Source organism: Microbispora hainanensis (genome assembly GCF_006874475.1).
Classification (GTDB): domain Bacteria; phylum Actinomycetota; class Actinomycetes; order Streptosporangiales; family Streptosporangiaceae; genus Microbispora; species Microbispora hainanensis.
The window spans coordinates 31,906-56,809 of sequence record NZ_VIRM01000006.1 but is presented as its reverse complement, the minus strand read 5'-3'; the positions used below and the strand labels follow the sequence as shown (position 1 = coordinate 56,809).

The 24,904-nt window shown below is 71.5% G+C and carries 21 protein-coding genes; 6 read left to right on the top strand and 15 right to left on the bottom strand.

Annotated elements, in window-relative coordinates:
- Positions 1 to 110 precede the first annotated feature (110 nt).
- On the top strand, positions 111 to 1,547 hold the full coding sequence (locus FLX08_RS07050) for an aldehyde dehydrogenase (protein ID WP_142617398.1): 1,437 nt from the start codon (positions 111 to 113) through the stop codon (positions 1,545 to 1,547).
- A 166-nt stretch (positions 1,548 to 1,713) separates the two neighbouring features.
- Here the strand turns inward: FLX08_RS07050 and FLX08_RS07045 are convergent, their stop codons facing one another.
- Entirely contained in the window at positions 1,714 to 2,469 is a 756-nt protein-coding gene (locus tag FLX08_RS07045; protein ID WP_244312466.1) for an alpha/beta hydrolase, read from the bottom strand.
- A 277-nt stretch (positions 2,470 to 2,746) separates the two neighbouring features.
- Between FLX08_RS07045 and typA the strand changes: the two genes are divergently transcribed.
- Positions 2,747 to 4,600 (top strand): translational GTPase TypA, encoded by a 1,854-nt coding sequence (typA, locus tag FLX08_RS07040; protein WP_142617397.1) that lies wholly within the window; start codon positions 2,747 to 2,749, stop codon positions 4,598 to 4,600.
- Between the two features lie 202 nt (positions 4,601 to 4,802).
- Here the strand turns inward: typA and FLX08_RS07035 are convergent, their stop codons facing one another.
- Positions 4,803 to 5,381: a PadR family transcriptional regulator gene (locus FLX08_RS07035; RefSeq protein WP_142617396.1), complete on the bottom strand. Its 579-nt coding sequence runs from the start codon at positions 5,379 to 5,381 to the stop codon at positions 4,803 to 4,805.
- Positions 5,382 to 5,487: 106 nt separating this feature from the next.
- On the opposite strand from FLX08_RS07035, the gene FLX08_RS07030 reads away from it, so the two are divergent.
- Positions 5,488 to 6,648, top strand: a complete 1,161-nt coding sequence (locus FLX08_RS07030; RefSeq protein ID WP_142617395.1) for an FAD-dependent monooxygenase — start codon at positions 5,488 to 5,490, stop codon at positions 6,646 to 6,648.
- Positions 6,649 to 6,731: 83 nt separating this feature from the next.
- Here the strand turns inward: FLX08_RS07030 and FLX08_RS07025 are convergent, their stop codons facing one another.
- From FLX08_RS07025 to FLX08_RS07005, 5 genes are all read right to left on the bottom strand, one after another.
- Positions 6,732 to 7,706, bottom strand: coding sequence for a helix-turn-helix domain-containing protein (locus tag FLX08_RS07025; protein ID WP_142617394.1), 975 nt, complete (start codon positions 7,704 to 7,706; stop codon positions 6,732 to 6,734).
- Positions 7,707 to 7,824: 118 nt separating this feature from the next.
- Positions 7,825 to 8,574, bottom strand: a complete 750-nt coding sequence (locus tag FLX08_RS07020; protein WP_208761299.1) for an SDR family NAD(P)-dependent oxidoreductase — start codon at positions 8,572 to 8,574, stop codon at positions 7,825 to 7,827.
- Positions 8,571 to 9,758: a 2,3-butanediol dehydrogenase gene (locus tag FLX08_RS07015; RefSeq protein WP_208761298.1), complete on the bottom strand. Its 1,188-nt coding sequence runs from the start codon at positions 9,756 to 9,758 to the stop codon at positions 8,571 to 8,573. The genes FLX08_RS07020 and FLX08_RS07015 overlap by 4 nt, the downstream gene beginning before the upstream one ends.
- Complete coding sequence (locus tag FLX08_RS07010; RefSeq protein WP_142617392.1) at positions 9,755 to 11,038, bottom strand: MFS transporter; 1,284 nt, start codon at positions 11,036 to 11,038, stop codon at positions 9,755 to 9,757. Before FLX08_RS07010 ends, FLX08_RS07015 begins: the two co-directional genes overlap by 4 nt.
- Before the next feature lie 30 nt (positions 11,039 to 11,068).
- Positions 11,069 to 11,602, bottom strand: a complete 534-nt coding sequence (locus FLX08_RS07005) for a 2,4'-dihydroxyacetophenone dioxygenase family protein (protein WP_142617391.1) — start codon at positions 11,600 to 11,602, stop codon at positions 11,069 to 11,071.
- Between the two features lie 296 nt (positions 11,603 to 11,898).
- On the opposite strand from FLX08_RS07005, the gene FLX08_RS07000 reads away from it, so the two are divergent.
- Positions 11,899 to 12,582 (top strand): superoxide dismutase family protein, encoded by a 684-nt coding sequence (locus FLX08_RS07000; RefSeq protein WP_142617390.1) that lies wholly within the window; start codon positions 11,899 to 11,901, stop codon positions 12,580 to 12,582.
- 27 nt (positions 12,583 to 12,609) lie between these two features.
- Here the strand turns inward: FLX08_RS07000 and FLX08_RS06995 are convergent, their stop codons facing one another.
- The 5 genes from FLX08_RS06995 to FLX08_RS06975 all read right to left on the bottom strand — a co-directional run bounded on the left by FLX08_RS06995 (position 12,610) and on the right by FLX08_RS06975 (position 16,851).
- Positions 12,610 to 13,236 (bottom strand): DUF2461 domain-containing protein, encoded by a 627-nt coding sequence (locus FLX08_RS06995; protein WP_142617389.1) that lies wholly within the window; start codon positions 13,234 to 13,236, stop codon positions 12,610 to 12,612.
- A gap of 82 nt (positions 13,237 to 13,318) precedes the next feature.
- Complete coding sequence (locus FLX08_RS06990) at positions 13,319 to 14,860, bottom strand: helicase HerA-like domain-containing protein (protein ID WP_142617388.1); 1,542 nt, start codon at positions 14,858 to 14,860, stop codon at positions 13,319 to 13,321.
- Positions 14,857 to 15,681: a polysaccharide deacetylase family protein gene (locus FLX08_RS06985; RefSeq protein WP_142617387.1), complete on the bottom strand. Its 825-nt coding sequence runs from the start codon at positions 15,679 to 15,681 to the stop codon at positions 14,857 to 14,859. The genes FLX08_RS06990 and FLX08_RS06985 overlap by 4 nt, the downstream gene beginning before the upstream one ends.
- A 34-nt stretch (positions 15,682 to 15,715) precedes the next feature.
- The gene (locus tag FLX08_RS06980; protein ID WP_142617386.1) at positions 15,716 to 16,021 is read right to left on the bottom strand and encodes a hypothetical protein; all 306 of its coding nucleotides are present in this window, start codon (positions 16,019 to 16,021) and stop codon (positions 15,716 to 15,718) included.
- A 146-nt stretch (positions 16,022 to 16,167) separates the two neighbouring features.
- A complete protein-coding gene (locus tag FLX08_RS06975; RefSeq protein WP_142617385.1) occupies positions 16,168 to 16,851 on the bottom strand; it encodes a helix-turn-helix domain-containing protein in 684 nt (227 codons plus the stop codon).
- Between the two features lie 65 nt (positions 16,852 to 16,916).
- Between FLX08_RS06975 and FLX08_RS06970 the strand changes: the two genes are divergently transcribed.
- Positions 16,917 to 17,756: a DMT family transporter gene (locus FLX08_RS06970; RefSeq protein ID WP_142617384.1), complete on the top strand. Its 840-nt coding sequence runs from the start codon at positions 16,917 to 16,919 to the stop codon at positions 17,754 to 17,756.
- 27 nt (positions 17,757 to 17,783) lie between these two features.
- Here the strand turns inward: FLX08_RS06970 and FLX08_RS06965 are convergent, their stop codons facing one another.
- Entirely contained in the window at positions 17,784 to 18,377 is a 594-nt protein-coding gene (locus tag FLX08_RS06965; RefSeq protein ID WP_142617383.1) for a sigma-70 family RNA polymerase sigma factor, read from the bottom strand.
- Positions 18,378 to 18,706: 329 nt separating this feature from the next.
- Here FLX08_RS06965 and FLX08_RS06960 point away from each other — a divergent pair, with 329 nt between their 5' ends.
- Positions 18,707 to 19,777, top strand: a complete 1,071-nt coding sequence (locus FLX08_RS06960) for a PLP-dependent cysteine synthase family protein (RefSeq protein WP_142617382.1) — start codon at positions 18,707 to 18,709, stop codon at positions 19,775 to 19,777.
- Between the two features lie 127 nt (positions 19,778 to 19,904).
- Here FLX08_RS06960 and ftsY read toward each other — a convergent pair whose 3' ends face one another.
- Both ftsY and smc read right to left on the bottom strand, forming a co-directional pair.
- On the bottom strand, positions 19,905 to 21,086 hold the full coding sequence (ftsY, locus tag FLX08_RS06955; RefSeq protein ID WP_142617381.1) for a signal recognition particle-docking protein FtsY: 1,182 nt from the start codon (positions 21,084 to 21,086) through the stop codon (positions 19,905 to 19,907).
- A 70-nt stretch (positions 21,087 to 21,156) separates the two neighbouring features.
- Positions 21,157 to 24,879 (bottom strand): chromosome segregation protein SMC, encoded by a 3,723-nt coding sequence (gene smc, locus FLX08_RS06950; protein WP_142617380.1) that lies wholly within the window; start codon positions 24,877 to 24,879, stop codon positions 21,157 to 21,159.
- Positions 24,880 to 24,904 lie beyond the last annotated feature (25 nt).

Sequence of the window (24,904 nt, the reverse complement as noted above, 5' to 3'; positions counted from 1 at the left end):
GCCCGTGCCACCCGGCGCGGGCCGGGCCCCGGCGGCTCTTGCCAAGGCCGAGCAGAACATGGTTCGGTCTCAGTGAGTGCGCGAAGACGCGCCCGAGCAGGAGGCAGGCCATGCTGCAGCACGACACGCTGTTCATCGGGGGCGACTGGGTGGCCCCCGCGGGCACCGACACGATCGAGGTGATCTCCCCGCACACCGAGGAGGTCGTCGGCCGGGTCCCGGACGGCACCGCCGCCGACATGGACCGGGCCGTCGCGGCCGCCAGGGACGCCTTCGACAACGGGCCCTGGCCGCGGATGACGATGGCCGAGCGCGCGGCGATCGTGGGCCGGCTGGCGGAGATCTACGAGGCCCGCCAGGCCGAAATGGCCGAGATCATCACGACCGAGATGGGCTCCCCCATCACGTTCTCCCAGCTCGCCCAGGCCCCGCAGCCGCTGGGCATGCTCAAGTACTTCGCCGGTCTCGGCGCGACGTTCCCCGTCGAGGAGGAGCGGCCCGGCCTGTTCGGCCCGATCGTCGTCCGCCGCGAGCCGGTCGGCGTGGTGGCGGCCGTCGTTCCCTGGAACGTCCCCCAGTTCGTGCTCATGACCAAGCTGGCTCCGGCCCTCGTCGCCGGCTGCACCGTCGTGGTCAAGCCGGCCCCCGAGACGCCGCTCGACTCCTACCTGCTCGCCGAGATGATCCAGGAGTCCGGCATTCCCGCCGGGGTCGTCAACATCGTCGCGGCCGGTCGCGAGGCGGGCGAGCACCTGGTCTCCCACCCCGGGGTCGACAAGGTCGCCTTCACCGGCTCGACCGCGGCGGGCCGCAGGATCGCGTCGATCTGCGGCGAGCAGCTCAAGCGCTGCACGCTCGAACTCGGCGGCAAGTCGGCGGCGATCATCCTCGACGACTGCGACCTGCCCTCGGCCATGGGCTTCCTGTCGATGGCCTCGCTGATGAACAACGGCCAGGCGTGCGTCGCGCAGACCCGCATCCTCGCCTCCCGCAACCGGTACGACGAGGTGGTCCAGGCCGTCGCCGAGATGGTGACGGGCCAGCCGGTGGGCGACCCCGCCGACCCGGCCACCGGGATCGGGCCACTGGTGGCCAGGCGGCAGCAGGAGCGGGTCGAGGGCTACATCAGGGCCGGCATCGAGGAGGGCGCCAAGCCCGTCGTCGGCGGTCTCGACCGGCCGTACGACCGGGGCTGGTACGTCGCCCCGACCGTCTTCGCCGGGGCCACCAACGACATGCGCATCGCCCGCGAGGAGATCTTCGGCCCGGTGCTCACGGTGATCCCGTACGAGGACGAGGCGGACGCGGTGCGGATCGCCAACGACAGCGACTACGGCCTGTCGGGCTCGGTCTGGACCGCCGACACCGAGCACGGGATGGACGTCGCCCGCCGGGTGCGCACCGGCACCTACGGCGTCAACATGATGCACACGCTCGACCCGAACACGCCGTTCGGCGGCTTCAAGGCCAGCGGCCTCGGCCGCGAGCTCGGACCCGAGGGCCTGTCGGCCTACCTGGAGACCAAGTCCATCGCCCGCCTGGGCTGACGCGTCCCTCCGGCCCGGTGCGGCGTGCGTGCCGCACCGGGCCGGTGAAACCGCCCAGCGCGCCCCCGCGACGCTGGGCCACACCGTGTGAGGGTGTGCGCCGATCCCCCAATCGGCTGTGCGGGCAGGGGAGGCCCAGGATCCGCACAACCCGTATAGACGACCCTTATGGGGTTTTGGTTCGAGAAATCCACTGACCAATTTTCCGTACGAGGTCGGGGGTGGCCGCCGCCTCCGCGTGGCCGTAGCCGGGCTCGATCCACAGCTCCTTCGGCTCGGCGGCGTGCTCGTACAACTCGTGGGCGTGTTCGGTGGGGAAGAACGGGTCGCTGTCGCCGTGCACGATCAGCAGCGGCGTGGGCGCGATGAGGGCCGCCGCCTCGTACGGCGGAAGCGGCACGGGGTTCCACCCGCCGCCCGCGATCCTGGTGCGCTTGACCAGCCGGGCCGCCAACCGGCCGTGCCAGCGTTCGATCGCCCAGTGAACCTGCCGCATGGGCTTGGTCCCGCGGTAGTACCAACGGGCCGGGCCGCTCACCGACACCACCCCGTCCACGCCGCCGTGCAGCGCGGCGTGCCGTACGACCACGGCGGCGCCCATGGAGAAGCCGACGGTCGCGACGCGCCGGTAGCCGATCGCGCGGGCGTGCTTGACCGCCGCGTCCACGTCGAGGACCTCGAGGTCCCCCACCGTGGACTGGCCGCCGGAGCGGCCGTGCCCCCGGAAGTCGAACGACACCACGCCGCCGAAGCGCGACAGGACGTGCACGATGCGCCGGGTGTCCGGCCCCCTCCAGGTGCCGGTGAAGCCGTGCGCGACGACGATGCCGAGATCGAGTGAACTGTTGGGCGTGTGCGCCGCGTCGATGCGGACACCGTCCGCCGTGCGCAGCATCGCTCCGAAAGCAGCAGCGAGAGCCATGCCCCCGACCTTATTTCCCACCTCTTCACCCCCTGTGCGACGGGGATCTCGTCCAGCCGCGCCAAGAAACAGCACCATCTGGAAACTTCCCAGCGGGTTGCGGATGGAATGCGGCTCGCGGCGACGACGTTGGCATCGAGGGTCCCGTACGGCGGCGGCGTGTGGCGGCGACGGGGATCAACTAAAATGGGTAGGCCGTGTATGCGGCGGATGTGCGTCTCGCTTCGGTCCCGGGACGCGGACGACACCCCGACGAACCAGAGCGAGAACTTTCACTATGCCTATGAACACCCGCGACGACCTGCGGAACATCGCAATCATCGCGCACGTCGACCACGGCAAGACCACGCTGGTCGACGCGATGCTGTGGCAGTCCGGCGCGTTCCGGGCCAACCAGGACGTCGACGAGCGGGTCATGGACTCCAACGACCTGGAGCGCGAGAAGGGGATCACCATTCTCGCGAAGAACACCGCGGTCAGGCACGGCGGCATGACCCTGAACATCATCGACACGCCCGGCCACGCCGACTTCGGCGGCGAGGTCGAGCGCGGCCTGTCGATGGTGGACGGCGTGGTCCTGCTGGTGGACGCCTCCGAGGGCCCGCTGCCGCAGACTCGCTTCGTGCTGCGCAAGGCGCTCGCCGCGAAGATGCCGGTGATCTTGTGCATCAACAAGGTCGACCGGCCGGACGCCCGGATCGCCGAGGTCGTCGACGAGGTCTACGAGCTGTTCATCGACCTCGACGCGACCGAGGAGCAGATCGACTTCCCGATCGTGTACGCCTCGGCCAAGGCCGGGCGGGCCTCGCTGGAGCGTCCCGCCGACGGCGGGATGCCCGACTCCTCCGACCTGGAGCCGCTGTTCGAGACGATCAAGAACACGATCCCGGCGCCGGTCTACGACCCGTCCGCGCCGCTCCAGGCCCACGTCACCAACCTCGACGCCTCCAGCTATCTGGGCCGGATCGCGCTGTGCCGCGTCCATCAGGGCACGATCCGCAAGGGCCAGCAGGTCGCGTGGTGCCGCACGGACGGCAGCGTGCAGCGCGTCAAGATCTCCGAGCTGCTGATGACCGAGGCGCTGGAGCGCAAGCCCGCCGAGGAGGCGGGGCCGGGCGACATCATCGCGATCGCCGGCATCCCCGACATCATGATCGGCGAGACGCTGGCCGACCCCGACGACCCGCGCCCGCTGCCGCTGATCACGGTCGACGAGCCGGCGATCTCCATGACGATCGGCACCAACACCAGCCCGCTGGTCGGCAAGGTCAAGGGCGCCAAGGTCACCGCCCGCCTCGTGAAGGACCGCCTCGACAAGGAGTTGGTCGGCAACGTCTCGCTGCGCGTGCTGCCCACCGAGACCCCGGACGCCTGGGAGGTGCAGGGCCGTGGCGAGCTGGCCCTGGCGATCCTCGTGGAGCAGATGCGCCGCGAGGGCTACGAGCTGACGGTCGGCAAGCCGCAGGTCGTGACCAAGGTCGTCGACGGCAAGGTGCACGAGCCGGTCGAGCGCCTCACGGTCGACTGCCCCGAGGAATACCTGGGCGCCGTCACCCAGCTCCTGGCCGTGCGCAAGGGCCGCATGGAGCACATGACCAACCACGGCACCGGCTGGATCCGCATGGAGTTCCTGGTGCCGGCGCGCGGCCTGATCGGCTTCCGCACCGAGTTCCTCACCGAGACCCGCGGCACCGGTCTCGTGCACCACGTGTTCGAGACGTACGAGCCGTGGTTCGGCGAGCTGCGCACCCGCAACAACGGCTCGCTGGTGGCCGACCGCGCGGGCCAGGTCACCGCCTTCGCCATGCTCAACCTGCAGGAGCGCGGCACGCTGTTCGTCTCCCCCGGCACCGAGGTGTACGAGGGCATGATCATCGGGGAGAACTCCCGCTCCGACGACATGGACGTGAACATCACCAAGGAGAAGAAGCTCACCAACATGCGCTCCTCCACCAGCGAGGAGACCGAGAAGGTGATCCCGCCGCGCGTGCTGTCCCTGGAGCAGGCCCTGGAGTTCATCCGCGACGACGAGTGCGTGGAGATCACCTCGGAGACCGTGCGCATCCGCAAGACCGTCCTCGACTCGGCCAGCCGGGGCCGCGCCGCCGCCCGCGCCAAGCGCGGCAGCTGAGCTCCGCAATCCCGAGCCCCCGCCGATCCGATCGGCGGGGGCTTCGGCTTTCCGCCCCCCGCCCACCCGCGCCGGACCACGCCGGCCTGCTCCACCCCCATGCCGCCCCGCGCCGCCCCATTGCCGCCCCGCGCCGGCCCTACTGGCCCGCCCGCCGTCCGGGCCGCCCACGGCCCGCTGCGGCACCTGCCGCGACGAGCGGTCAGGAGTCTGCCGTGGGCCAGGTCAGGCGGCCCGCGCGCAGGTCGTCCACGATCGACCGCAGCCAGCGCTCCTCCGCGTCGGTGACCGCGAGCAGATACTCGCTCTCGATGGCGGTCACCCTGGGCAGGTCGTCCGTCTGCGCCGCCAGGGCGGCCTCCAGGCCCGCCTTCGTCTCCGCCAGCCGCTCGGCCCGGCGTTCCAGCAGCCGCAGCGCGTCCGCGGGCGGGATCATCATCAGGTGTGACAGCGCTGCGGGGAACTGCGGGAACTCCTGCTTCGGCACGGCCAGCATCTGGTCCAGCCACTCGCGGGCGACGCGCCGTCCCGCCTCGGTGAGTTCGTACACGGTCCGCTCCGGATAAGCCGGGTCACGGGTGGTCTCGCGGACCGCGATCAGCCCCTCGGCGTGCAGCCGCTCGATCGTGCGGTAGAGCCCGGCCCGCTGGCTCACGTTGACGACCTGGTCCTTGCCCCACTGCTTGATCAGCCGCTGCACGGCGTACGGATGCATCGGCTCGTGGTGCAGCAGCGCCAGCACGGTCAGCGCGAGCGGGGAACTGCGAAGGGAAGCGCTCATGTCTCGCATCCTAGCCTCAAACGAACTAGTTGACGAGGCACTAGTTGCAATGCGACTATCTCCTTGCGAGCGATCAACGGCTCGCTGCAGACGAGGAGTGGTGAGCATGAGCAAGGTGACCAGCGCGTTGGTGATCGGCGGCGGCATCGCCGGGCCGGTGACGGCGCTCGCTCTGGCCAAGGCGGGCATCCGGGCGACCGTGTACGAGGCCCACGACAGCGCCGCCGACGGCGTCGGGGCGATGCTCAGCCTGGCCCCGAACGGGATCGACGCACTGCGGATCGTGGGAGCGGACAAGGCCGTACGGGCCGTGGGACAGCCGGTGCCCGGCGTCGTGATGGCCGACGGCGCCGGGAACCGGCTCGCCGAGTTCGGCGGGTTCCCCGGCCTGCCGCCCACGCTGGCGATGCCGCGTGCCGCCCTCTTCTGTGCCCTGGCCGATCACGCGGAGGCGGCGGGCGTGCGGATCGAGTACGGCAAGCCGCTCGTCTCCGCCGAGGAGAGCCCCGAGGGGGTGACCGCCATGTTCGCGGACGGCAGCACCGCCACCGCCGACGTGCTGATCGGCGCCGACGGGATCCGGTCCACCGTCCGCACGCTGATCGACCCTGGCGCTCCCGGCCCCGAGTATGGCGGGGTCCTCAGCTTCGGCGGCTACGCCGGCGCCGACGGTCTCCGGGCCGATGAGGGTGTCATGCACTTCGCCTTCGGGCGCACCTTCATCGGCTACTGGCGGCTGCCCGACGGCCGGATCTGCTGGTTCGCGAGCCTGCCCCGCACCGAACCCCTCACCTACGCCGAGGTCGTCCGCACCCCCGCCGCGGACTGGCTGGCCCGCCTGCGCGACCTCTACGCCGGTCACATGCCCGGCGAGAAGCTGCTGGCGGACACCGACCCGGCCGACCTCATGATCACCGGCCCGATGGAGCGCATGCCGTCGGTGCCGCGCTGGCACCGCGGCCGCATGGTCCTCGTCGGCGACGCGGCCCACGCCCCGTCGTCCAGCTCCGGCCAGGGCGCCTCTCTGGCAGCGGAGAGCGCCGTCGAACTGGCCCGCTGCCTGCGCGACCTGCCGTTGACCGAGGCGTTCGCGGCGTTCGAGCGCCTCCGGCGCCCCCGTGTGGAGATGGTCGGCGGCGACGCCGCGGCCAAGAACAAGGCCAAGGCCGGGCAGGCCGGCGCCAGGCCCGCCATGCCGACCCCCGAGCAGATGTTCGCCCCCGTCCACCGGCACCACATCGACTGGGACGTGCCCGTCACCGCCTGACCAGCGGGGCGGCACCGGCAGGAGGGGTGAACGGCCGGAGGGGGTGAACGGCCGGTGGGGATGGCGTCGTGTGCCGATTCCGGTCAGCCGGCGAGACGCTCTCGGGCGGCCTCCCGCACCTCGCTCGGAGTGCGACCGAACCGGTTGCGGAAGACCCGGGCGAAGTGGGCCTGGCTGGAGAACCCCCACCGGTAGGCGACGTCGGCGATCCGCGTCTCCCCCGCCCGGGGCTCGCCGAGCTCGGCGCCGGCCCGCTCCAGCCGACGTTCCAGGATGTAACGGGCCGGGGTCGTGCCGGCCGCATCGAAGATCCGGGCGAGCTGCCGCACCGAGATCCCGAGGACGCGGGCGACCTCCGCGGCGTTCAGTCGCGGGTCGTGCAGGTGTCGCTCGATGTGCTCCTTGGCGATGACGAGCTGAGCCGCGGAGGGAGTCGATCCCCCGGAACGCTCCAGGGTGAGCAGGCGGATCAGCCCGAGCACGCCTCGCTGCGTCTCCTCCGGGCCGTCGCCGCCGCGCATCCCGGCGAGCTCGCCGAGCAGCGACCGCAGGCTCGACACGAGCGCGCCCTCGTGCGCGCCACCCCGGCCGAAGAGCATCGGCACCGGAACGCCGTCGGGCCGGCACGCCTCGGCGAACAGGTCGTGCGGGATGTCCACCAGGATCTGCCGCATCGACGAGGAGAAGCCGAAGAGGTACGGCTTGCGCGTGTCGTAGACCAGTAGGTCGCCGGCCGACGCGGACACGCAGCCGTTCTCGTGCAGGAAGACCGCCTCGCCCCTGAGCAGCAGGCTGGCGAAGACCGAGTCCTTCGGCGTGGACCTCGCCATCTGCGGGGTCCGCTCGATCACGTGCGCGTTGCCTGCGATGTCCGCGAGCCGTACGTCGCCGAGCCGCATGTTGATCTGCCTGGCCAGGAGGCCGCGGTCGGAGTAGGACCGGCAGGAAAGGCCCACCAGCGTCTTGCGGTTGTACTCTTCCCAGTAGTCGATCCGCTCCGCGGGCGCGACGTTCTCCGTCGTCGCCCGGGAGATCACGGAGACGGCGTTCGCGGGCATCACAGATCTCCTTACCGCTTCATGCCCTGGGTTGCCTGACAAATCAAGCCCTGCTGCGCGTGGCCTAGCTCACGTCGGCATTTGCTGGACCCTCCTTAGCGCAGCAGTATGTCCGGAATCAGACGCAAAGGTAACCCCCGTCCACTGGAAGCACCGTCCCCGTGATGTACGACGCGGCGGGCGAGCACAGGAACGCGATCACCTGGGCGACGTCGCCCGGCCTGCCGTACCGTCCCAGAGGGATGCGGGCCAGCACCTCCGCCGCGGCCCGCGAGTCGTCGAGCAGGCCCCGGGCGAGCGGGGTCTCCACGAACCCCGGCGCGACCGCGTTCACGCGGACGCCCTCGGCCGCGTACTCCGCCGCCAGCGACCGGGTGAGCTGGGAGACCCCTCCCTTGCTCGCGCTGTACGCCGGCCTGTCCCTGCTGCCGAAGAACGCGAACATGGAGGAGACGTTGACGACACAACCGCCCGTCTTCGCCAGGTGCGGCCGGGCGGCCTCGCAGGCGACCATGGTGGCGGTCAGGTTGACGTCGATCACGCGCCGCCACCGGTCCAGGTCATACTCCTCGCGGTCGTGGCTGACGCCCGCGCAGTTCACCAGTATTCCGATCTCCGGCTCCGCGCGGACGAGCCGGGCCAGACCGTCCCGGTCGAGGACGTCGTGCTCGACCACGCGGACGCGCGGATGGGCCGGTCGCTCGCCGGCGACCCCGGGCGCCAGGCCGAGGGCCACGACGTCGGCGCCGAGCTCGGCGAGCAGGGTGGCCGTCGCCGCCCCGATCCCCGACGTCCCCCCGGTGACGAACGCCGTACGGCCGGCGAACAGGTCACCGCGGAATCCGGTGGACGTGGACTGATCGGTCACGTGCATGCGCTCCCTTCGCCTGGCCGTACCAGAACCTTGATCTGATCGCCGCCGCCCAGCAGGGCCTCGAACCCGTCACCGACGACGTCTCGGAGGGGGACGGTGGAGGTGACGATCGCCGTGAGGTCCACGCCCTCCTCGGCCAACCGGATCAGGTCGGGATAGACGTCCCGATAACCGACCGTGGCGATGATCGACTGCTCCCTGTTGACCAGCGCGAACGCGTCGACGCTCACCGTCCCGGCGAGCCCGACCAGCACGACCCTGCCACCGCTCCTGGTCGCGTCCAGGCAGGTGCGCAGGGTGCCTTCGGAGCCGACCACCTCGAACGCCACGTCCACGCCCTCGCCTCCGGTCGCCCGCCGCGTCAGGCCGGGCAGGGCATCGCGGTCAGCCGCTCGTACCAGGTCGGTCGCGCCGAGCCGGCGGGCCAGGTCGAGCCGCGCGGGGGAGAGATCGGCGACGATCACCCGGCCGGCACCCTCCCGCACCGCCAGCATCACGATGAGCAGGCCGATCGGGCCGAGGCCGACCACCGCGACCGTCTCGCCCGCCCGCAGGCCCGACCGGCGCAGCGCGTGCAGGGCGACGGCCGCCGGTTCGAACACGGCCGCATGCTCCAGGGAGACCGTGTCGGGCAGGCGGTGCAGCATGTAGGCGGGTACGGTCGCCCGCTCCGCCATTCCGCCGTCGCCCATGAGCCCGGCGAAGCCGAAGTGGCGGCAGATGTTGTACTCGCCGTTCCGGCAGCGAGGGCAGGTGCCGCAGCGGTAGTGCGGCTCCACCGCGACCCGGTCGCCGGGCGCCAGGCCCCGCACTCCCGGGCCGACCTCGGTGATCGTGCCGCAGAACTCGTGGCCGAGGACGAGCGGCGCGGTCACCCCCGACTCGGGATGGGGGTGGGTCACCGGGATGGCGTGCGGCCCGTCGGCGTACTCGTGCAGGTCGCTACCGCAGATGCCGCAGTAGGCGACCGCGAGGGTGACCTCCCCGGTGCCGGGGGCGCGGACGGCAACGTCGACGACCCGGACGTCCCGCGCCCCGTACCAGACGGCAGCCCGCACGAGGTCGTCCGGCCGGCTCCCCGCCCGGCCCGGCCCGCGATCCCCCGCCCGGACGCCCGCCTCGGCGCCCGCCCCGCCGTTCACCGGGCCGTTCCCTGGACCGTTCACGGGGCCGTTCACCGGGTCGCCTCCGCGGCCGCCCTGCGGCGCAGCACGGCCGGAGCCGTCTCCCGCAGGGCGAACGAGAGCAGGACGACGATCAGCGCGCCGCCTGCCGCGATGAACATCGCGGTCTGCAGGCCCCACAGGTCGGAGGCCCACCCGGAGATCATCGGGCCGAGGAACCCGCCGGCCAGCTCGCCCACGCCCATGATCAGGCCGAGGGCCGTGGCCAGCGTGCCGGGCGGCACGGTCTCTGCCGGGATCGTGGCCATGAACAGTGTGAAGCACCCCAGCCCGGTGTAGGTGAAGATCATGATCAGGCCGAGCAGCGCCGGGCTGGAGACGTAGACGATCGCGATGGGGCAGAGCACCGCGAGGGCGGTGAAGCCGATGAGTGCCGGCTTGCGGCCGATCCGGTCGGAGATGCCGGGGGTGGCGAAGCCCCAGAGCACCCAGGCCACGCCGAGGCAGGTCATGACACCGCTCATGGTGCCCGGTGTGAACCCCTTGACCTCCGTCAGGTACGTCGGGGTGAACGTGATGAGGGTGACGAACCACGTCAGGTAGCAGCAGGCGATCAGCATGCAGATCACCACGTTGCGCAGCCTGAGCACGTCCTTCAGCGCGAGCTTGGGCTGTCCGGCGGCGCTGTCCCGTGCGGTCTCCGATGCGGTCCTGATCAGCGGCGGCCGCTCCCGGACGAACCTGGCGATCAGCACGGCGATCACCAACCCGGGGACGATGGTGACGTAGAACGCGGTGCGCCAGCCGTAGGACTCGGCGATCCACACCACGACGCCCGGGGCCACGATGCCACCGAGCAGACCGGCGGACGAGCCCTGCAGCAGGCCCATGTTCAACCCGCGCCGGCTTTCCCGGGACGCCTCCACCATCAGGGACTGCGCCATCGGGAGCACCGCCCCCTCGGCCGTCCCCATGAGGGCACGCGCGGCGAGCAACCCGGCGAAGCCCGCCATCAGACCCGACGCCGACGAGAAGACCGAGAAGAGCACCACGGCGGCGATGAGGATCGGCTTGCGCCGGCCGAGCCTGTCGGACAACCGGCCGGCCACCATCCCGGCCACCGCCCAGGTGAGTGCCAGCACGCCGGACAACGTGCCCAACTCGCCGTTGGACAGCCCGAAGTCCGCGTCCATGTACGGGGCGAGGAAGGCCAGGGCCTGCCGGTCGAAGAAGACGAACCCGAAGGCCAGGAAGAGAAGGAGGAGAAGGCGGTTCTCATACCGCCTCGCTTCGCGTTCCACTCCGTGGGGGGTGGACGTCGTGATGTCGGTCATCGCGTTCCTCGTTGGGGGGCCGGCCGGCGATCAGCGGAACAGCGAGTTGACGTAGTCGGCGCCGATGCCCACCTTCTCGTAGTGCTCACGGCACATCGCGATGTAGTCGTGGACGTCGAAGATGCCCTGGGCGTCGCCGTTCTCGTCGAGCCACACGAGGGGCCCCTTGACGATGAAGAACGTCTTCATCGGCTCGCCGCTGTCGTAGGCCACCAGCGTGTGGCCCTCGCCCGGAGCCTCGTAGACGAAGTCGCCCGCCGTGGCGGTCCAGGGACGCTCCAGATAGCCCCACTTTCCCGAGATGGTGTAGGCGAACACCTCGTGCGGGTGGTAGTGCCGATTGACCAGTCCCGCCTCCTTCGCCCGGAGGATGTCGGCCCAGCTGTTGTCCTTGACGTTGATCCAGAGGGGGCGTGACCCGACGGTCTCGCTGAACGGCACGTAGTAACGGTCGTCATCGGTGGCGACCTTGGAAAGGTAAACTTCCGGCAGTGCGTCCGGCTTCTGCGAGTTCTCGATCGGCTTGAGGTTCTTCCAGAACTCCGACGTGGGGGTTTCGGGCATGTTTCCATCTCCTTACGTGTGTTGTTGGAGAGTGAACCCCTCGTAGCGTCGGTCGTCTTTCCTGTCTCGGACATCGTCGCTTGCCTATTCCGGACGTGCCGCAGCGCTTGTGCCCGCACGGCTCAGAGGCCCGTCGCCCTTTCGGCGACGGCGTGCCCTCGGGGCGGGCGACGGGGCACGGGGCTCTGACGGCAAGAGCGGGTAAACGGCCGGTACGGATGGCGTCGTGTGCCGCTCGCCAGCCCGCCGGGCGTGCTCTGCTGTCGCAGGCAACGAGTGTCTGAGGAGGAGCGACCATGCCCCGCACAACCCGTATCGCCCTGGCCGCCGGGCTCGCCCTGGGACTCACCGCCGCTACCGCCCCGGCCGTACCGGTGCTGGCCGCCGGGATGACGGCCGCCTCGGCCCCCCAGGCCGGCCCCGGTGACTCGACGGGTGCGTCGGCGAAGGAGCCGGCGGTCGAGCCGGCGGGCGGGTCGGCGACCGCCGTCGTCAAGAACGCCACCGGACGGACCCTCGGCACCGTCCGGGTCGAGCGATACGACGCGAAGAAGTCGCGGGTCAGCGTCAGCGTGCGGGGCCTCACTCCCGGGTTCCACGGCTTCCACGTCCACGCCACCGGCGTGTGCGACGCGCACTCCGTCGACCGGGCGACGGGCAGCGCCTTCTCCAGCGCGGGAAGCCACCTCGGCCCTGGGCAGCATGGCGGCGGAGCCGGAGACATGCCGCCGCTGCTGGCGTCCGCCGACGGCACCGCCTCCGCGTCGTTCGTGACCGACCGGTTCACCCTGGAGCAGCTCGGCGACGCCAACGGCAGCGCGTTCGTGGTGCACGCCGCGCCGGACAACTTCGCGCACATCCCGGACCGGTACTTCCACCGGCCCGACGCCGACGGTGCCACGGGCCCGGACGCGACCACGCGCAAGACCGGCGACGCCGGTGCCCGGGTGGGCTGCGGCGTCGTCAAGGTCCACGCCTGATCCGGGTCCGTCGCCTCGAGAATGGTGTCAGGAGATATGGCGGCGCAGCCAGTCGACCAGCGGGACCAGTGCCCGCCAGGTCGAGCGGACCCGGTCGAGGGTCTCGGGGGTGTGCAGCCACGGCTCCGGCTCGAACCGCCGCCCGGCGTGCAGCGTCTTGTGCCGGAGGAGGTCGAGCCGGGGATGGTCCTCCGGCGCGCCGCGGGGACGGGTCTTGAGCCGGTCGCCGCCGATCGCGAGATCACCGGGCAGGGCCGCGAGGATCTCCTCCAGCAGGGGCCCGGCGGTGTCGTCGTCCACGGCCTCGCGGAAACGTGCCACCTGGTCGCCCGACGCCCACCAGCCCGCCGCCACGTAGAGGCCTTCGGCGTCCACCTGGACGTAGTAGCCGACGCCCTCCACGCCCACTCCGCAGTAGGCCCCCTGATGCGTCTTGTACGGCGACTTGTCCTTGGAGAAGCGGACGTCGCGGTACGGCCGGAACAGGTGGGCCGGTCCGAACTCCGGCTCCAGCTCGTCCATGAGCGCGAGCATCGGCTCGCGGACACCGCTCTCGTAGAACCCCTTGTGGGCCGCCCAGTACGCCTTCGAATTGTCGGCGACGAGGCCCTCGTAGAAGATGAGCGCCTCGTCAGGGAAGCCGCTGAAACCCATGCCACCCACCTTCGCACGCCCCACCGACAGTCCCGAGACCGGGATCACGACCGAGACCCGGACCGGGATCACGCGGGCGCGCTCAGCGCCGCCGTCTCGCGGTGCCGAAGATCGACCTGGTGATCTCCCGGCCGAGCGCGGTCGCCGCCGTGCGGGCCAGCGACCGGAACTCCTTCGAGGCGAGCATCTCTTCGAGCGCCGACTGCCGGCGCGCCCCGGACGGCCGGTCCGCCGGTCTTTCCGCAGGCCTTTCCGCAGGTCGCTCCGCCGGTCTCTCGGCCGGCGCCTCCCGCTCGGGCTCCTGCTGCCGGGCCAGCCGCGCCGTGAGGATCTCGTACGCCGACTGCCGGTCCACGGCCGTGCCGTACTTGGGCAGGAGCGGGGACGCGGCGATCACCCTGTGGACGACCGCCGGGTCGGACGGCGCCATGAGCGACCGCGGCGCCCGCAGCCGTGTCCAGGCGACCGGCGTCGGTGCCCCCGTCTCGGACAGGACCGTGACGACCGCCTCCCCGATGCCGAGCTCGGTGAGCAGCCGTTCGAGGTCGTAGGAGGAGGCGGGGAAGGTCGAGACGGTCGCCTTCAGCGCCTTGGCGTCCTGCGGGGTGAAGGCGCGCAGGGCGTGCTGCACGCGCGCGCCGAGCTGGGCGAGGACGTCGGCCGGCACGTCCTTGGGCGTCTGGGTGACGAAGAAGACCCCGACCCCCTTCGACCGGATCAGCCGCACGGTCTGGGTGATCGACCTGAGGAACGCCTTGGACGCGCCCTCGAACAGCAGGTGCGCCTCGTCGAAGAAGAACACCAGCGACGGCTTGTCGGGGTCGCCCACCTCGGGCAGCGTCTCGAAGAGGTCCGCGAGCAGCCACATCAGGAACGTGGAGAACAGCTGTGGCCGCTCCTGCACCGCGGGCAGTTCCAGGATGGAGATCACGCCGCGGCCGTCCGGCGTGGTCCGCAGCAGGTCGCGTACGTCGAACTCGGGCTCGCCGAAGAACGCCTCCGCCCCCTGGGCCTGGAAGTTCACCAGGGCGCGCAGGATGACGCCCGCGGTGGACGCCGACAGCCCGCCGATGCCGCTCAGCGCCTCCGGCGTCTCGGTCAGATAGCGGATGACCGCGATCAGGTCCTTGAGGTCCAGCAGCGGCAGTCCGTGCTTGTCGGCGAAGTAGAAGATCAGCCCGAGCGACGACTCCTGGGTCTCGTTGAGTTCGAGCACCCGCGACAGCAGCGTCGGCCCGAACGCGCTCATGGTGGCACGCAGCGGGATGCCGTCCCCCACACCGCCGAGGGAGAAGAACTCCGTCACGCAGCCCTCGGGCGTCCAGTCCTGGCCCACCTCGGCGGCCCGGCGGGCGATCCGGTCACCCGGCTTGCCGGGCGAGGCCAGGCCGGACAGGTCGCCCTTGACGTCCGCGAGGAACACCGGCACGCCGTGACCGGCGAGCTGCTCGGCCATGAGCTGCAGGGTCTTGGTCTTCCCCGTGCCGGTCGCCCCGGCCACCAGGCCGTGCCGGTTCATCATGCACACCGGGATGCGGATGCGCTCGGAGGCGTCGGCCGTCCCGTCCTCGCGGACGAGCGCGCCCAGCTCCAGCGCCGGTCCCTCGAAGTCGTAGCCCTTCACCGGTTCGTGTACTTCTTCCCGGGCGTGGTGCCGCCGAGCAGCTCCGAGACGGTCACGTACGTGAAGCCCTTGCGGTCGAGCTCGTCGAGCAGCCGGGGCACTGCCTCCACGGTGGTGGGGTGGATGTCGTGCATGAGCACGATGTCGCCCGGTTTGGCCGCGACGCTGCGCTGCGCGATCACCTTGGGGTTGCGGTTGAGCCAGTCGAGGGTGTCGACGGCCCACAGGATCTGCGCGAGCCCGGTCTGCTTCGTCTCGTGGTCCACCGCCTGGTTCGTCGCGCCGTACGGCGGGCGCATGAGCCGCATCGTCACGCCGGTCGCCTTCCGCACGGCATTCTGCGTACGGTCGAGCTCCCGGCGCAGGGCATCGGACGACAGCCCCGGCAGCGAGGCGTGGTCCCAGGAGTGGTTGCCGATCTCGTGGCCCTCGGCGGCCATCCGCCGCACGAAGTCCCGCGTCTCATCCGTGATCATCTGCCCGAGCAGGAAGAACGTGGCCCGAGCGTGGTGGGCCGCGAGCAGGTCGAGGACGTGCCCGGTCTGTTCGCCCGGCCCGTCGTCGAACGTCAGCGCCACGCATTTGTGCCGCTTGCAGTCGACGTTCCGGGGCGGTGGGACCGCGGGCAGGCGCGGCCCCGGTGCTCCCCGTTGTGTGCCCGCGAGCCGGAAGCGCAGCAGGTCGGCGTCGAAATGCCGCGGCGTGCCGAAGCGCGGATGGGGCGCCGCGGGACCGGGCCGTTCCCCCGAGACCGGCACGGTCCTGACCTGCCCACACCCGCCGAGCAGCAGCAACGACAGCAGAACGGATCCGACCCGCATACGACCCCCCGGAGCAGGCGGGGGGCCACGAACGCTACGGATAGTCTCCGGCCGCTCCCCCCCGCAGAACCTTTTCCAGCTCCTCCCACCAGGGCGGCACATCCGCCTTGAGCTCGGCATATCTGCGAGCCACCCGGATGGCGCATCCTGCGGGGTCCGTACCCAGGTGCCGGCACTTCACGGCACCCTCGCGCCAACGGTAAAAGCCCTCACGAAAGGTCACGACCAGGCCTATCCAGACGGAGAGAGTAGCCTCGTCGCCGATCTCGTAGGCGTCGGCCACCCCGAGCGCGGCGAGTTCCGCGCGAAGTTTTTCCACCGCGACTCGCGACTCACTCACCGGCCATCGCCCCCTGCACAGCAGACACGCACAAAAAGGGATGTACCCAACCTTGGAGCGGCGCTTGCGGATTCATTCTGTAATCATCGGCTACTAAGCGTCACCACGCAGCCCTTACTCGTCAGTCATGTGCGGGTTCTCCGAGATCAGGAGGCCTCACGGCCGCCGTCGGCACTCTCGATCACCTCGGAAGCCCCCGTCCCGTCGGGAGGCACTGTCCCGTCGGGAGACACTGTCCCGTCGGGAGACACTGTCCCGTCGGGAGGTACGGGAGGCTCGGTGACCACCATCACGAACCGCAACGGTTCGTCGTGCTCGTTGGCGTATCGGTGCGGCCGGTCGGCGCTGAACACGACGGCGTCGCCGGGGCCCACGAGGTGGCTCCGGCCGTACACGGTCAGTGTGAGCCGTCCCTCCAGCACGGTGAGCATCTCTCGGGTGCCGGCGGGGTGCGCGTCGCCGTCGTGGTGCTCGCCCGGCTCAAGCCGCCAGTCCCACAGCTCCAGGATCGCGGGCGCGTCCGTCCCCACGAGCAGGCGGGCCGATCCTCCCCCGGGATGCCGGAAGGTCACCACCTCCGACTCGTGCACGACCCGGACGACCGGGGTGTCGGCGACCTCCACCAGCCGCGCGAGGGTCACGCCCAGCGCGTCGGCGATCCGGGTGAGCGTGTTGACACTCGGGTTGGTGCGGCCCTGCTCGATCTGAATGAGCATGCCGCGGCTCACGTTCGACCTGGCCGCGAGCTCGTCGAGGGTCAGCCCCCGATGGGCCCGCTGGCCGCGTACGTTCGCGGCGATGGCCGCGGTGATCGTCGCAGGATCAGCCATGAGTACAGCCTAGTGATCTGCTACTACAATCCATTGCACTATCAAGGCAATCTCTTGGGGGATCTGTGACGGCGGTGGCCCTCGCTACGGCATGCGCGGTGATCTTCGGCACGGCCGACTTCTTCGGAGGGCTCGCCACCAGACGGTCGAAGGTGCTGGCCGTCGTCGTGCTCTCCCAGCTCGGCGGCCTGCTGCTGGTCGCCGCCCTGCTGCCGGTGCTGCCGGGCCACCCGAGCACGGCCGCGCTGGCCTGGGGGATGGCCTCCGGAGTGGCCGGCGCCTTCGGCATCGTGCTCTTCTATCGCGGCCTGGCCACCGGCATGATGTCGGTGATCGCCCCGACCACGGCCACGACCGCGATGGCGGTCCCCGTGGTGTTCGGGCTTCTCACCGGCGACCGGCCCTCCCCTCTGGCGCTCGTGGGCGTCGTGCTCGGCCTGTTCGCCGTCCTGCTGGTCAGCCGCGAGCCGGACAACGGCGGGGCGAGCGGCCCGAAGGCCGGGCCGATCCTCGCCGCCCTGGTGTCGGGGGCGGGTTTCGGCGGGTTCTTCGTGCTGCTCAAGCTGGCCCCGGCCGACTCCGGCACCTGGCCGCTGCTCGGGGCGAGGATCGCGTCGATCGCGCTGGTCGCGCTGCTGGCCCTCGTGACGCGCAGGAGCCTGCGCCCGGTGCCCGGCAGTCTCACGGTGACGATCGCGGCCGGGGTGCTCGACATGGCCGCCAACGTGCTCTATCTCTTCGCGGCGCAGCGGGGGATGCTCACCCTGGTGGCCGTCCTGGTGTCGCTCTACCCGGCGAGCACGCTGCTGCTCGCGCGCTACGTCCTCGGCGAGCGGCTGAGCCCCGTGCAGATCACCGGGGTCGGGTTCGCGCTCGGCGCGATCGCGCTCATCGCCGCCGCCTGAATCCCGACCCCTGGCGCCGGACCGGGGTCAGGCCGCGCAGGCCTGCTCGGGGACGCGTACGACGCCCTCCTCGCGGGCGTAGTCCTCCAGCATCCCCCGGAGCTGGCGGCGGCCCCGGTGCAGCCTGGACATGACGGTGCCGATCGGAGTGCCCATCCGGTCGGCGATCTCCTTGTATGCGAAGCCCTCGACGTCGGCCAGATAGACGGCCACCCGGAATTCCTCCGGAAGGGCCCGCAGGGCGTTCATCACGACGTTGTCCGGGATCTGGTCGAGTGCCTCGCTCTCGGCCGAGCGCAGCCCGGTCGACATGTGCGACTCGGCCGCGGCGAGCTGCCAGTCCTCGATCTCCTCGGCGGCCGACAGCTTGGGCGAACGCTGCTTCTTCCGGTAGTCGTTGATGAAGTTGTTGGTGAGGATGCGGTGCAGCCACGCCTTGAGGTTCGTGCCCTCACGGAACTGGTGATATGACGTGAACGCCTTCGCGACGGTCTCCTGGACCAGGTCCTCGGCGTCGGCGGGGTTGCGCGTCAAACGCATGGCGGACGCGTAGAGCTGGCTCGTCACCGGCACGACCTCACGCTCGAACCATGCCTGCCGCTGCTCGTCGGTCGAGATCATCTCTTCCCCCTACGGAACTTCTCCCCCGTTACCCGTCCGGCCGGAACACATGCGAGGTCACTCGTTCATCGTTGTGCCAAGGAACATCGTGCCGCTTGGGGCCTAAGCACGGTGTTAATGTCGTTCCGCCTGGTCAGCGCCATCGCTGTAGAGACCAGGCTCGCGCGGCCAGGTCACGCGCAAGCCGAACAAGTCTCGTTAGAGTAACATCGAAGCCTCAATCCGGAGTAAAATGTGGCAGATCTCACTGGCCACCGCCGGATGCGGCCGGGTGGAGCCTGATATGCGCCTTTGGTGTTCATGCCACGTGACGTGTCAGAGTTGCGGGCATGAACCACCTGGATCGGCACGATCCGGTCACGAGGGCATGGGTGGCCGACGCCATCCAGGCCGTCGAGGCCGACGCCAACCGAAGCTGCGACACGCACCTGCATGTGTTCCCGCTCCCCTCGCACTGGGGTGTCGACCTCTATCTGAAAGACGAGTCGGTCCACCCCACCGGTTCACTCAAGCACCGCCTCGCCCGGTCCCTTTTCCTGTACGGCCTGGCGAACGGCTGGATCGGGCCGACCACCACGATCATCGAGGCGTCGAGCGGGTCCACGGCCGTGAGCGAGGCGTACTTCGCCCGGCTGCTCGGCCTGCCGTTCATCGCGGTGATCCCGGCGAGCACCTCTCCGGAGAAGCGGGAGATCATCGAGTTCTACGGCGGCAAGTGCCACCTGGTGGACGACCCGAGAGCGATCTACGACGAGTCGCACCGGCTCGCCGCAGAGACCGGCGGGCACTACATGGACCAGTTCACCTACGCCGAGCGGGCGACGGACTGGCGGGGCAACAACAACATCGCCGAGAGCATCTTCCAGCAGATGGCGCTCGAACGGCACGCGGAGCCGGCGTGGATCGTGGTCGGCGCGGGCACCGGCGGCACCTCCGCCACCATCGGCCGCTACATCCGCTACCGCCGCCACCAGACCCGGCTGTGCGTGGCCGACCCCGAAGGCTCGGCGTTCTATCCGTCCTGGGTCTCCGGTGAGGAGCACGGCGGCGGCGGTTCACGGATCGAGGGCATCGGCCGGCCGCGGGTCGAGCCGTCGTTCCTGCCGACGGTCATCGACCGGATGACCCAGGTGCCGGACGCCCTGTCGATCGCGGCCATGCACTGGGTCAGGGAGGTCACCCGCAGGGAGGTCGGCGGCTCGACCGGCACCAACATCGCGGCGGCGGTGCAGATCATCAGGGAGATGCGGGAGCGGGGCGAGCGCGGCAGCGTGGTCACGCTGATCTGCGACGGCGCCGAGCGCTACCGCGACACCTACGGCGATCCGCACTGGCTGTCGGAGCGGGGCATCGACATCGCCCCCCACCTCGAAGAGCTGCGCGCCTTCCTCGGGAGCTGACGGAGCCGAGCAGGGCCGGCGGAGCCGAGCAGGGCCGGCGGAGCCGAGCAGGGCCGGCGGGTAGCGGGCCGGGGGGATCCCGGCCCGCCCGCACTTCTCGCGTGCGCCGGTCGCCGTCTCGCGTGTGTCAGTCGCCCAGCAGGGCGTCGACGAAGACCTCGGGGTCGAACGGCGCGAGGTCGTCCGGCCCCTCACCGAGGCCCACCAGCTTCACCGGCACGCCCAGCTCACGCTGGACCGAGATCACGATGCCGCCCTTGGCCGTGCCGTCCAGCTTGGTCAGCGCGATGCCGGTGACGTTGACCACCTCGGCGAAGACCTGCGCCTGGCGCATGCCGTTCTGCCCGGTGGTCGCGTCGAGGACGAGGAGCACCTCGTCCACCGCCGCCTTCTTCTCGATGACCCGCTTGACCTTGCCCAGCTCGTCCATGAGGCCGGTCTTGGTGTGCAGCCGTCCGGCGGTGTCGATGATGACGGTGTCCGCCTTGTCCTCGATGCCCTTGGCCACGGCGTCGAACGCCACGGACGCCGGGTCGCCGCCCTCCGGGCCGCGCACCACACCCGCGCCGACGCGGTCACCCCACGTCTGGAGCTGGTCGGTGGCCGCCGCGCGGAAGGTGTCGGCGGCGCCGAGCACGACCTTCCTGCCATCGCCGACCAGGACCCGGGCGAGCTTGCCCGAGGTCGTGGTCTTGCCGGTGCCGTTGACCCCGACGACGAGGACGACGGCCGGCCGCTCCCCGTGCGGCTGGGTGTGCAGGGTGCGGTCGAGGTCCGGCGCGATCTGCGTGAGCAGCTCCTCGCGCAGCAGCCTGCGCACCTCCTCGGGGGTGCGGGTGCCGAGCACCTTCACCTTCGTCCGCAGTTCCTCCACCATCACCCGGGTGGGGGCGACGCCGACGTCGGCCGTGATCAGAGTCTCCTCGATCTCGTCCCAGACCTCGTCGTCGAGCCGGTCACGCGACAGCAGTTCGAGCAGGCCCCGGCCGAGGACGTTCTGGGAACGGGCGAGCCTGCCGCGCAGCCGCACCATCCGGCCGGCCGAGGGCGGCGGGACCTCGATCTCGGGAGCCTTGATCAGCTCTTCGATCGGGGGCGCGGGCGGCGGCAGTGTGGTCGTCGTGCCGCCGTCCTCTTCGCCCAGCCCCGTCTTCGCGGGCTCCTCCGCGACGGGAGCCTTCGGCTCGGGCGGGGCCGGCGGGGCGGGCGGCAGGTCCTTCGCCTTCGGCCGGAACAGCAGCCACAGGCCACCCACCGCCAATATGGCGACGATGGCCACGATCACGATGATGCCGAGGTAACCGTCCACACCATGCAGTTTCCCAGATCGCCCGCATTACTCCGGACAGGGCGACCCGATCGGGCGATCCACGCTCTCCTCACACCTTTTCGCGGAGGCGCTGGCTGACGACCTGGGTGACGCCGTCGCCGCGCATCGACACGCCATACAACGCGTCGGCGATCTCCATCGTGCGCTTCTGGTGCGTGATCACGATGAGCTGTGAGGTCTGTCTCAGTTCCTCGAACAGGGTGAGCAACCGCTGCGTGTTGGTGTCGTCGAGGGCCGCCTCCACCTCGTCCATCACATAGAACGGCGACGGGCGCGCCTTGAAGATCGAGATGAGGAACGCCACCGCGGTCAGCGACCGCTCGCCGCCCGACAGCAGCGACAGGCGCTTGACCTTCTTGCCGGGCGGCCGGGCCTCGACCTCGACGCCGGTCGTCAGCATGTCCTCCGGGTCGGTCAGCAGCAGGCGGCCCTCGCCGCCGGGGAAGACCCGCTGGAAGATCCCCTGGAACTCGCGGGCCACGTCCTCGTACGCCGCCGCGAAGACCTGCTCGACCCGGTCGTCGACCTCCTTGACCACGAGCAGCAGGTCGCGCCGGGTCTTCTTGAGGTCTTCGAGCTGCGAGGTGAGGAAGGCGTGCCGCTCCTCAAGGGCCGCGAACTCCTCCAGCGCCAGCGGGTTGACCTTGCCGAGCTGGGTCATCTGCCGTTCGGCCGTCCTGGCCCGCTTCTCCTGCTCCTCCCTGACGTACGGCACGGGCGGGTCGCCCGGCACCGGCACGCCCGGCCCGTATTCCGCGATCAGCGGTTCGAGCTCGATGCCGTACTCCTCCAGGGCACGCTGCTCCATCTGCTCCAGGCGCAGCCGCCGCTCGGTCCTGGCCATCTCGCTGCCGTGGACCCGGTTGACCAGGGCGTCCAGCTCGGAGCTGAGCTCCCGCACGCGCAGGCGCACCTGCTTGAGCTCGGCGTCGATCTGCCCGCGGGCCCGCTCGGCCTCGTCGCGCTCCTCGGCGGCCCGCGCGAGCGAGCCCTCCAGGGCGTTCAGGGCGGCACGCGCGCCGTCGGCCACCGCCGCGGCGATCTCCGCCTGCCTGCGGCGGCGCTCGCGGTCGGCCGCGGCCCTGGCCCGGTCCTGCCGCTCGCGCTGCGCCGCACGCAGCAGCGCGTCGGCCCGGCCCGCGATGCCCCGCACCCGCTCCTCGGCCGTACGGACGGTCAGCCGGGCCTCCATCTCGGCCTGCCGGGTGACGCCGCAGGCGGCGGCCAGCTCGTCGCGGGTGTCGGTGGTGGGCTCCGCCTCCAGCTCGGCGGCGTACTCCGCCTCGGCGAGCTGCTCCTCCAGCTCCACGACCGCGGCCTGGGCCTGCTCGCGCGCCTCCTGGGCGTCCACCACCGACCGGCTCAGCCGGGCCGCCTCGTCCTGGGCGGCCTTGACGGCGGCCTCCAGCCGGGCGAACTGCTTGGCCGCCGCCGCGGCCCGCTGGTCGGCCTCCCGCTGCCTGCCGCGCAGGCGGTCGAGCCCGGCCTGCGCGGCGTTCAGCCCGTTCTGCGCCGCGTTGACGCCGCTCTGGGCGGCGCTCACGCCGCTCTGCGCCTCCGCCACCCGCGCCTGCGCCGCCTCCAGCGCGAGCTGGCACTCCCGCTCGGCGGCCACGGCCTCGGCCAGCGCCTCCGCGTGCCGTTCGGCCTCGGCTCCGGCGGTGGCGAGATCGGCGGCGGCCTCGTCGAGGGCGGTCCGCATCTGCAGCAGCGAGGATCCGCCGCCCGAGCCGCCGTGCGCGGCGTTGACGCCGAGCAGGTCGCCGGACGTCGTGACGGCCCGCAGCTCCGGATGGGCGTCCACGACCTTGCGCGCGGTGAGCAGGTCGGGCACCACGACCACGTCGGACAGCAGCGCCTCCACGGCGGGGCGCAGCTCGTCGGGCACGGTCACCAGATCGGCGGCCCACTCCGCGCCCGCGACCGGCGTCTCCGGCCGCGCCCTCTGGTCGCCATCACTCTGGCGGTCGCCCGCGATCAGCAGGGCGGCGCGGCCGGCGCCGGCCTCACGCAGGTGCTCCACGGCCGCGACGGCGGCGGTGAGCGAGGCCACGGCCACGCCGTCCACGGCCAGCACGGCCGCGATGGCCGCCTCCGCCCCCGGGCGTACGGCGAGCAGCGTGGCGATCGGGCCGAGCAGGCCGGGCAGCCCCGCGCCGAGCAGCGCGGCGGCCCCGTCCGCGCCCCCGGCCAGGCTCATCTCCAGGGCCTCGCACCGCGCCTGGAGGGCGGCGACCGCACGCTGCGACGCCTGGTCGGCGGCCCTGGCCGTGCTCACCGCGGTCTTGGCGGCGGCCAGCGCGTCCCTGGGCGCGGCCAGGTCGGCCCGCACCCGCTCCACGACGGCCTCGGCCTCCTCGGCCACGGCCCTGGCCTCCTCCACCGCGGCGCGGGCGAGGTCGACGCCCTCCTGCGCGGCCTCCAGCTCGGCCGCGAGCCCGGGGTCGGCCGGCGCCTCGTCGAGTGCCTGCGCGTCGAGCTCGTCCTGGGCCTGCTCCGCGCGCCGGGTGGCGTCCTCGACGGCCTTGGTGAGCCTGCCGATCTCGTCTCCGGCGGCCCTGGCCCGGCTCCTGGCCGACTCGACCTGGCCGCGGAGGCGGGCGAGGGCCTCCCGGCGGTCGGCCGCGGCGCGGGAGGCGGCGGTCAGGCGCCGCTCCTCGGCGGCCAGCGCCTCCTCGGCCTCGGCGCGGACCTCGACGGCGGCGTCGAGCCGCTCGCGCGCCTCGTCCAGCTCCTCCGCCAGCACCCGTTCCTGCTCGCGCACCTCGGCGGCCTCGCGCTCCAGGTCCTCCGGGTCGCGCCCGCGCCGCTCGATGGAGGCGGCGTCCGCGGCGTGCCGCCGCCGTTCGGCCGCGAGGCTCTCCACACCGCGCAACCGCTCCCGCAGAGCGGAAAGGCGGTAGTAGGTCTCCTGTGCGGCCTTGAGGCGGGGCTGGGCCTCGTTCTCGGCCGCCTCCAGCTCGGCCTCCCGCCGCTGGCCTTCGGCCAGCTCCGCCTCCACGTGGGTGCGCCGCGCCTGTACGGCCGCCTCGTCGGCCTCCTCGCGCTGCAGCCTGTCGCGGAGGGTGATCACGTCGTCGGCGAGCAGGCGCAGCCGCGCGTCGCGCAGGTCGGCCTGGATGACGGCCGCCTTGCGGGCGATCTCGGCCTGCCGGCCCAGCGGTTTGAGCTGGCGGCGCAGCTCGGCCACGAGGTCCTGGACGCGGGTCAGGTTGGCCTGCATCGCGTCGAGCTTGCGGAGGGCCTTCTCCTTGCGCTTGCGGTGCTTGAGGACGCCGGCGGCCTCCTCGATGAACGCCCGGCGTTCCTCCGGCCCCGCGTGCAGCACCTGGTCGAGCTGGCCCTGGCCGACGATGACGTGCATCTCCCGGCCGATGCCGGAGTCGGACAGCAGCTCCTGGATGTCGAGCAGGCGGCAGGTGTCGCCGTTGATGGCGTACTCGCTCTGGCCGGAGCGGAACATCAGCCGGCTGATCGTCACCTCGGTGTAGTCGATCGGGAGCGCACCGTCGCTGTTGTCGATCGTCAGGGTGACCTCGGCCCGGCCGAGCGGCGGGCGGCTGGAGGTGCCCGCGAAGATGACGTCCTCCATCTTGCCGCCGCGCAGCGACTTGGCGCTGTGCTCGCCCATCACCCAGGCGAGGGCGTCCACGACGTTGGACTTGCCGGAGCCGTTGGGGCCCACCACGGCGGTGATGCCCGGCTCGAAGCGGAGGGTGGTGGCCGAGGCGAAGGACTTGAAGCCGCGTAAGGTGAGCGTCTTCAGATACACGTCCGCCCCCCTCGGTGCCGCCTGG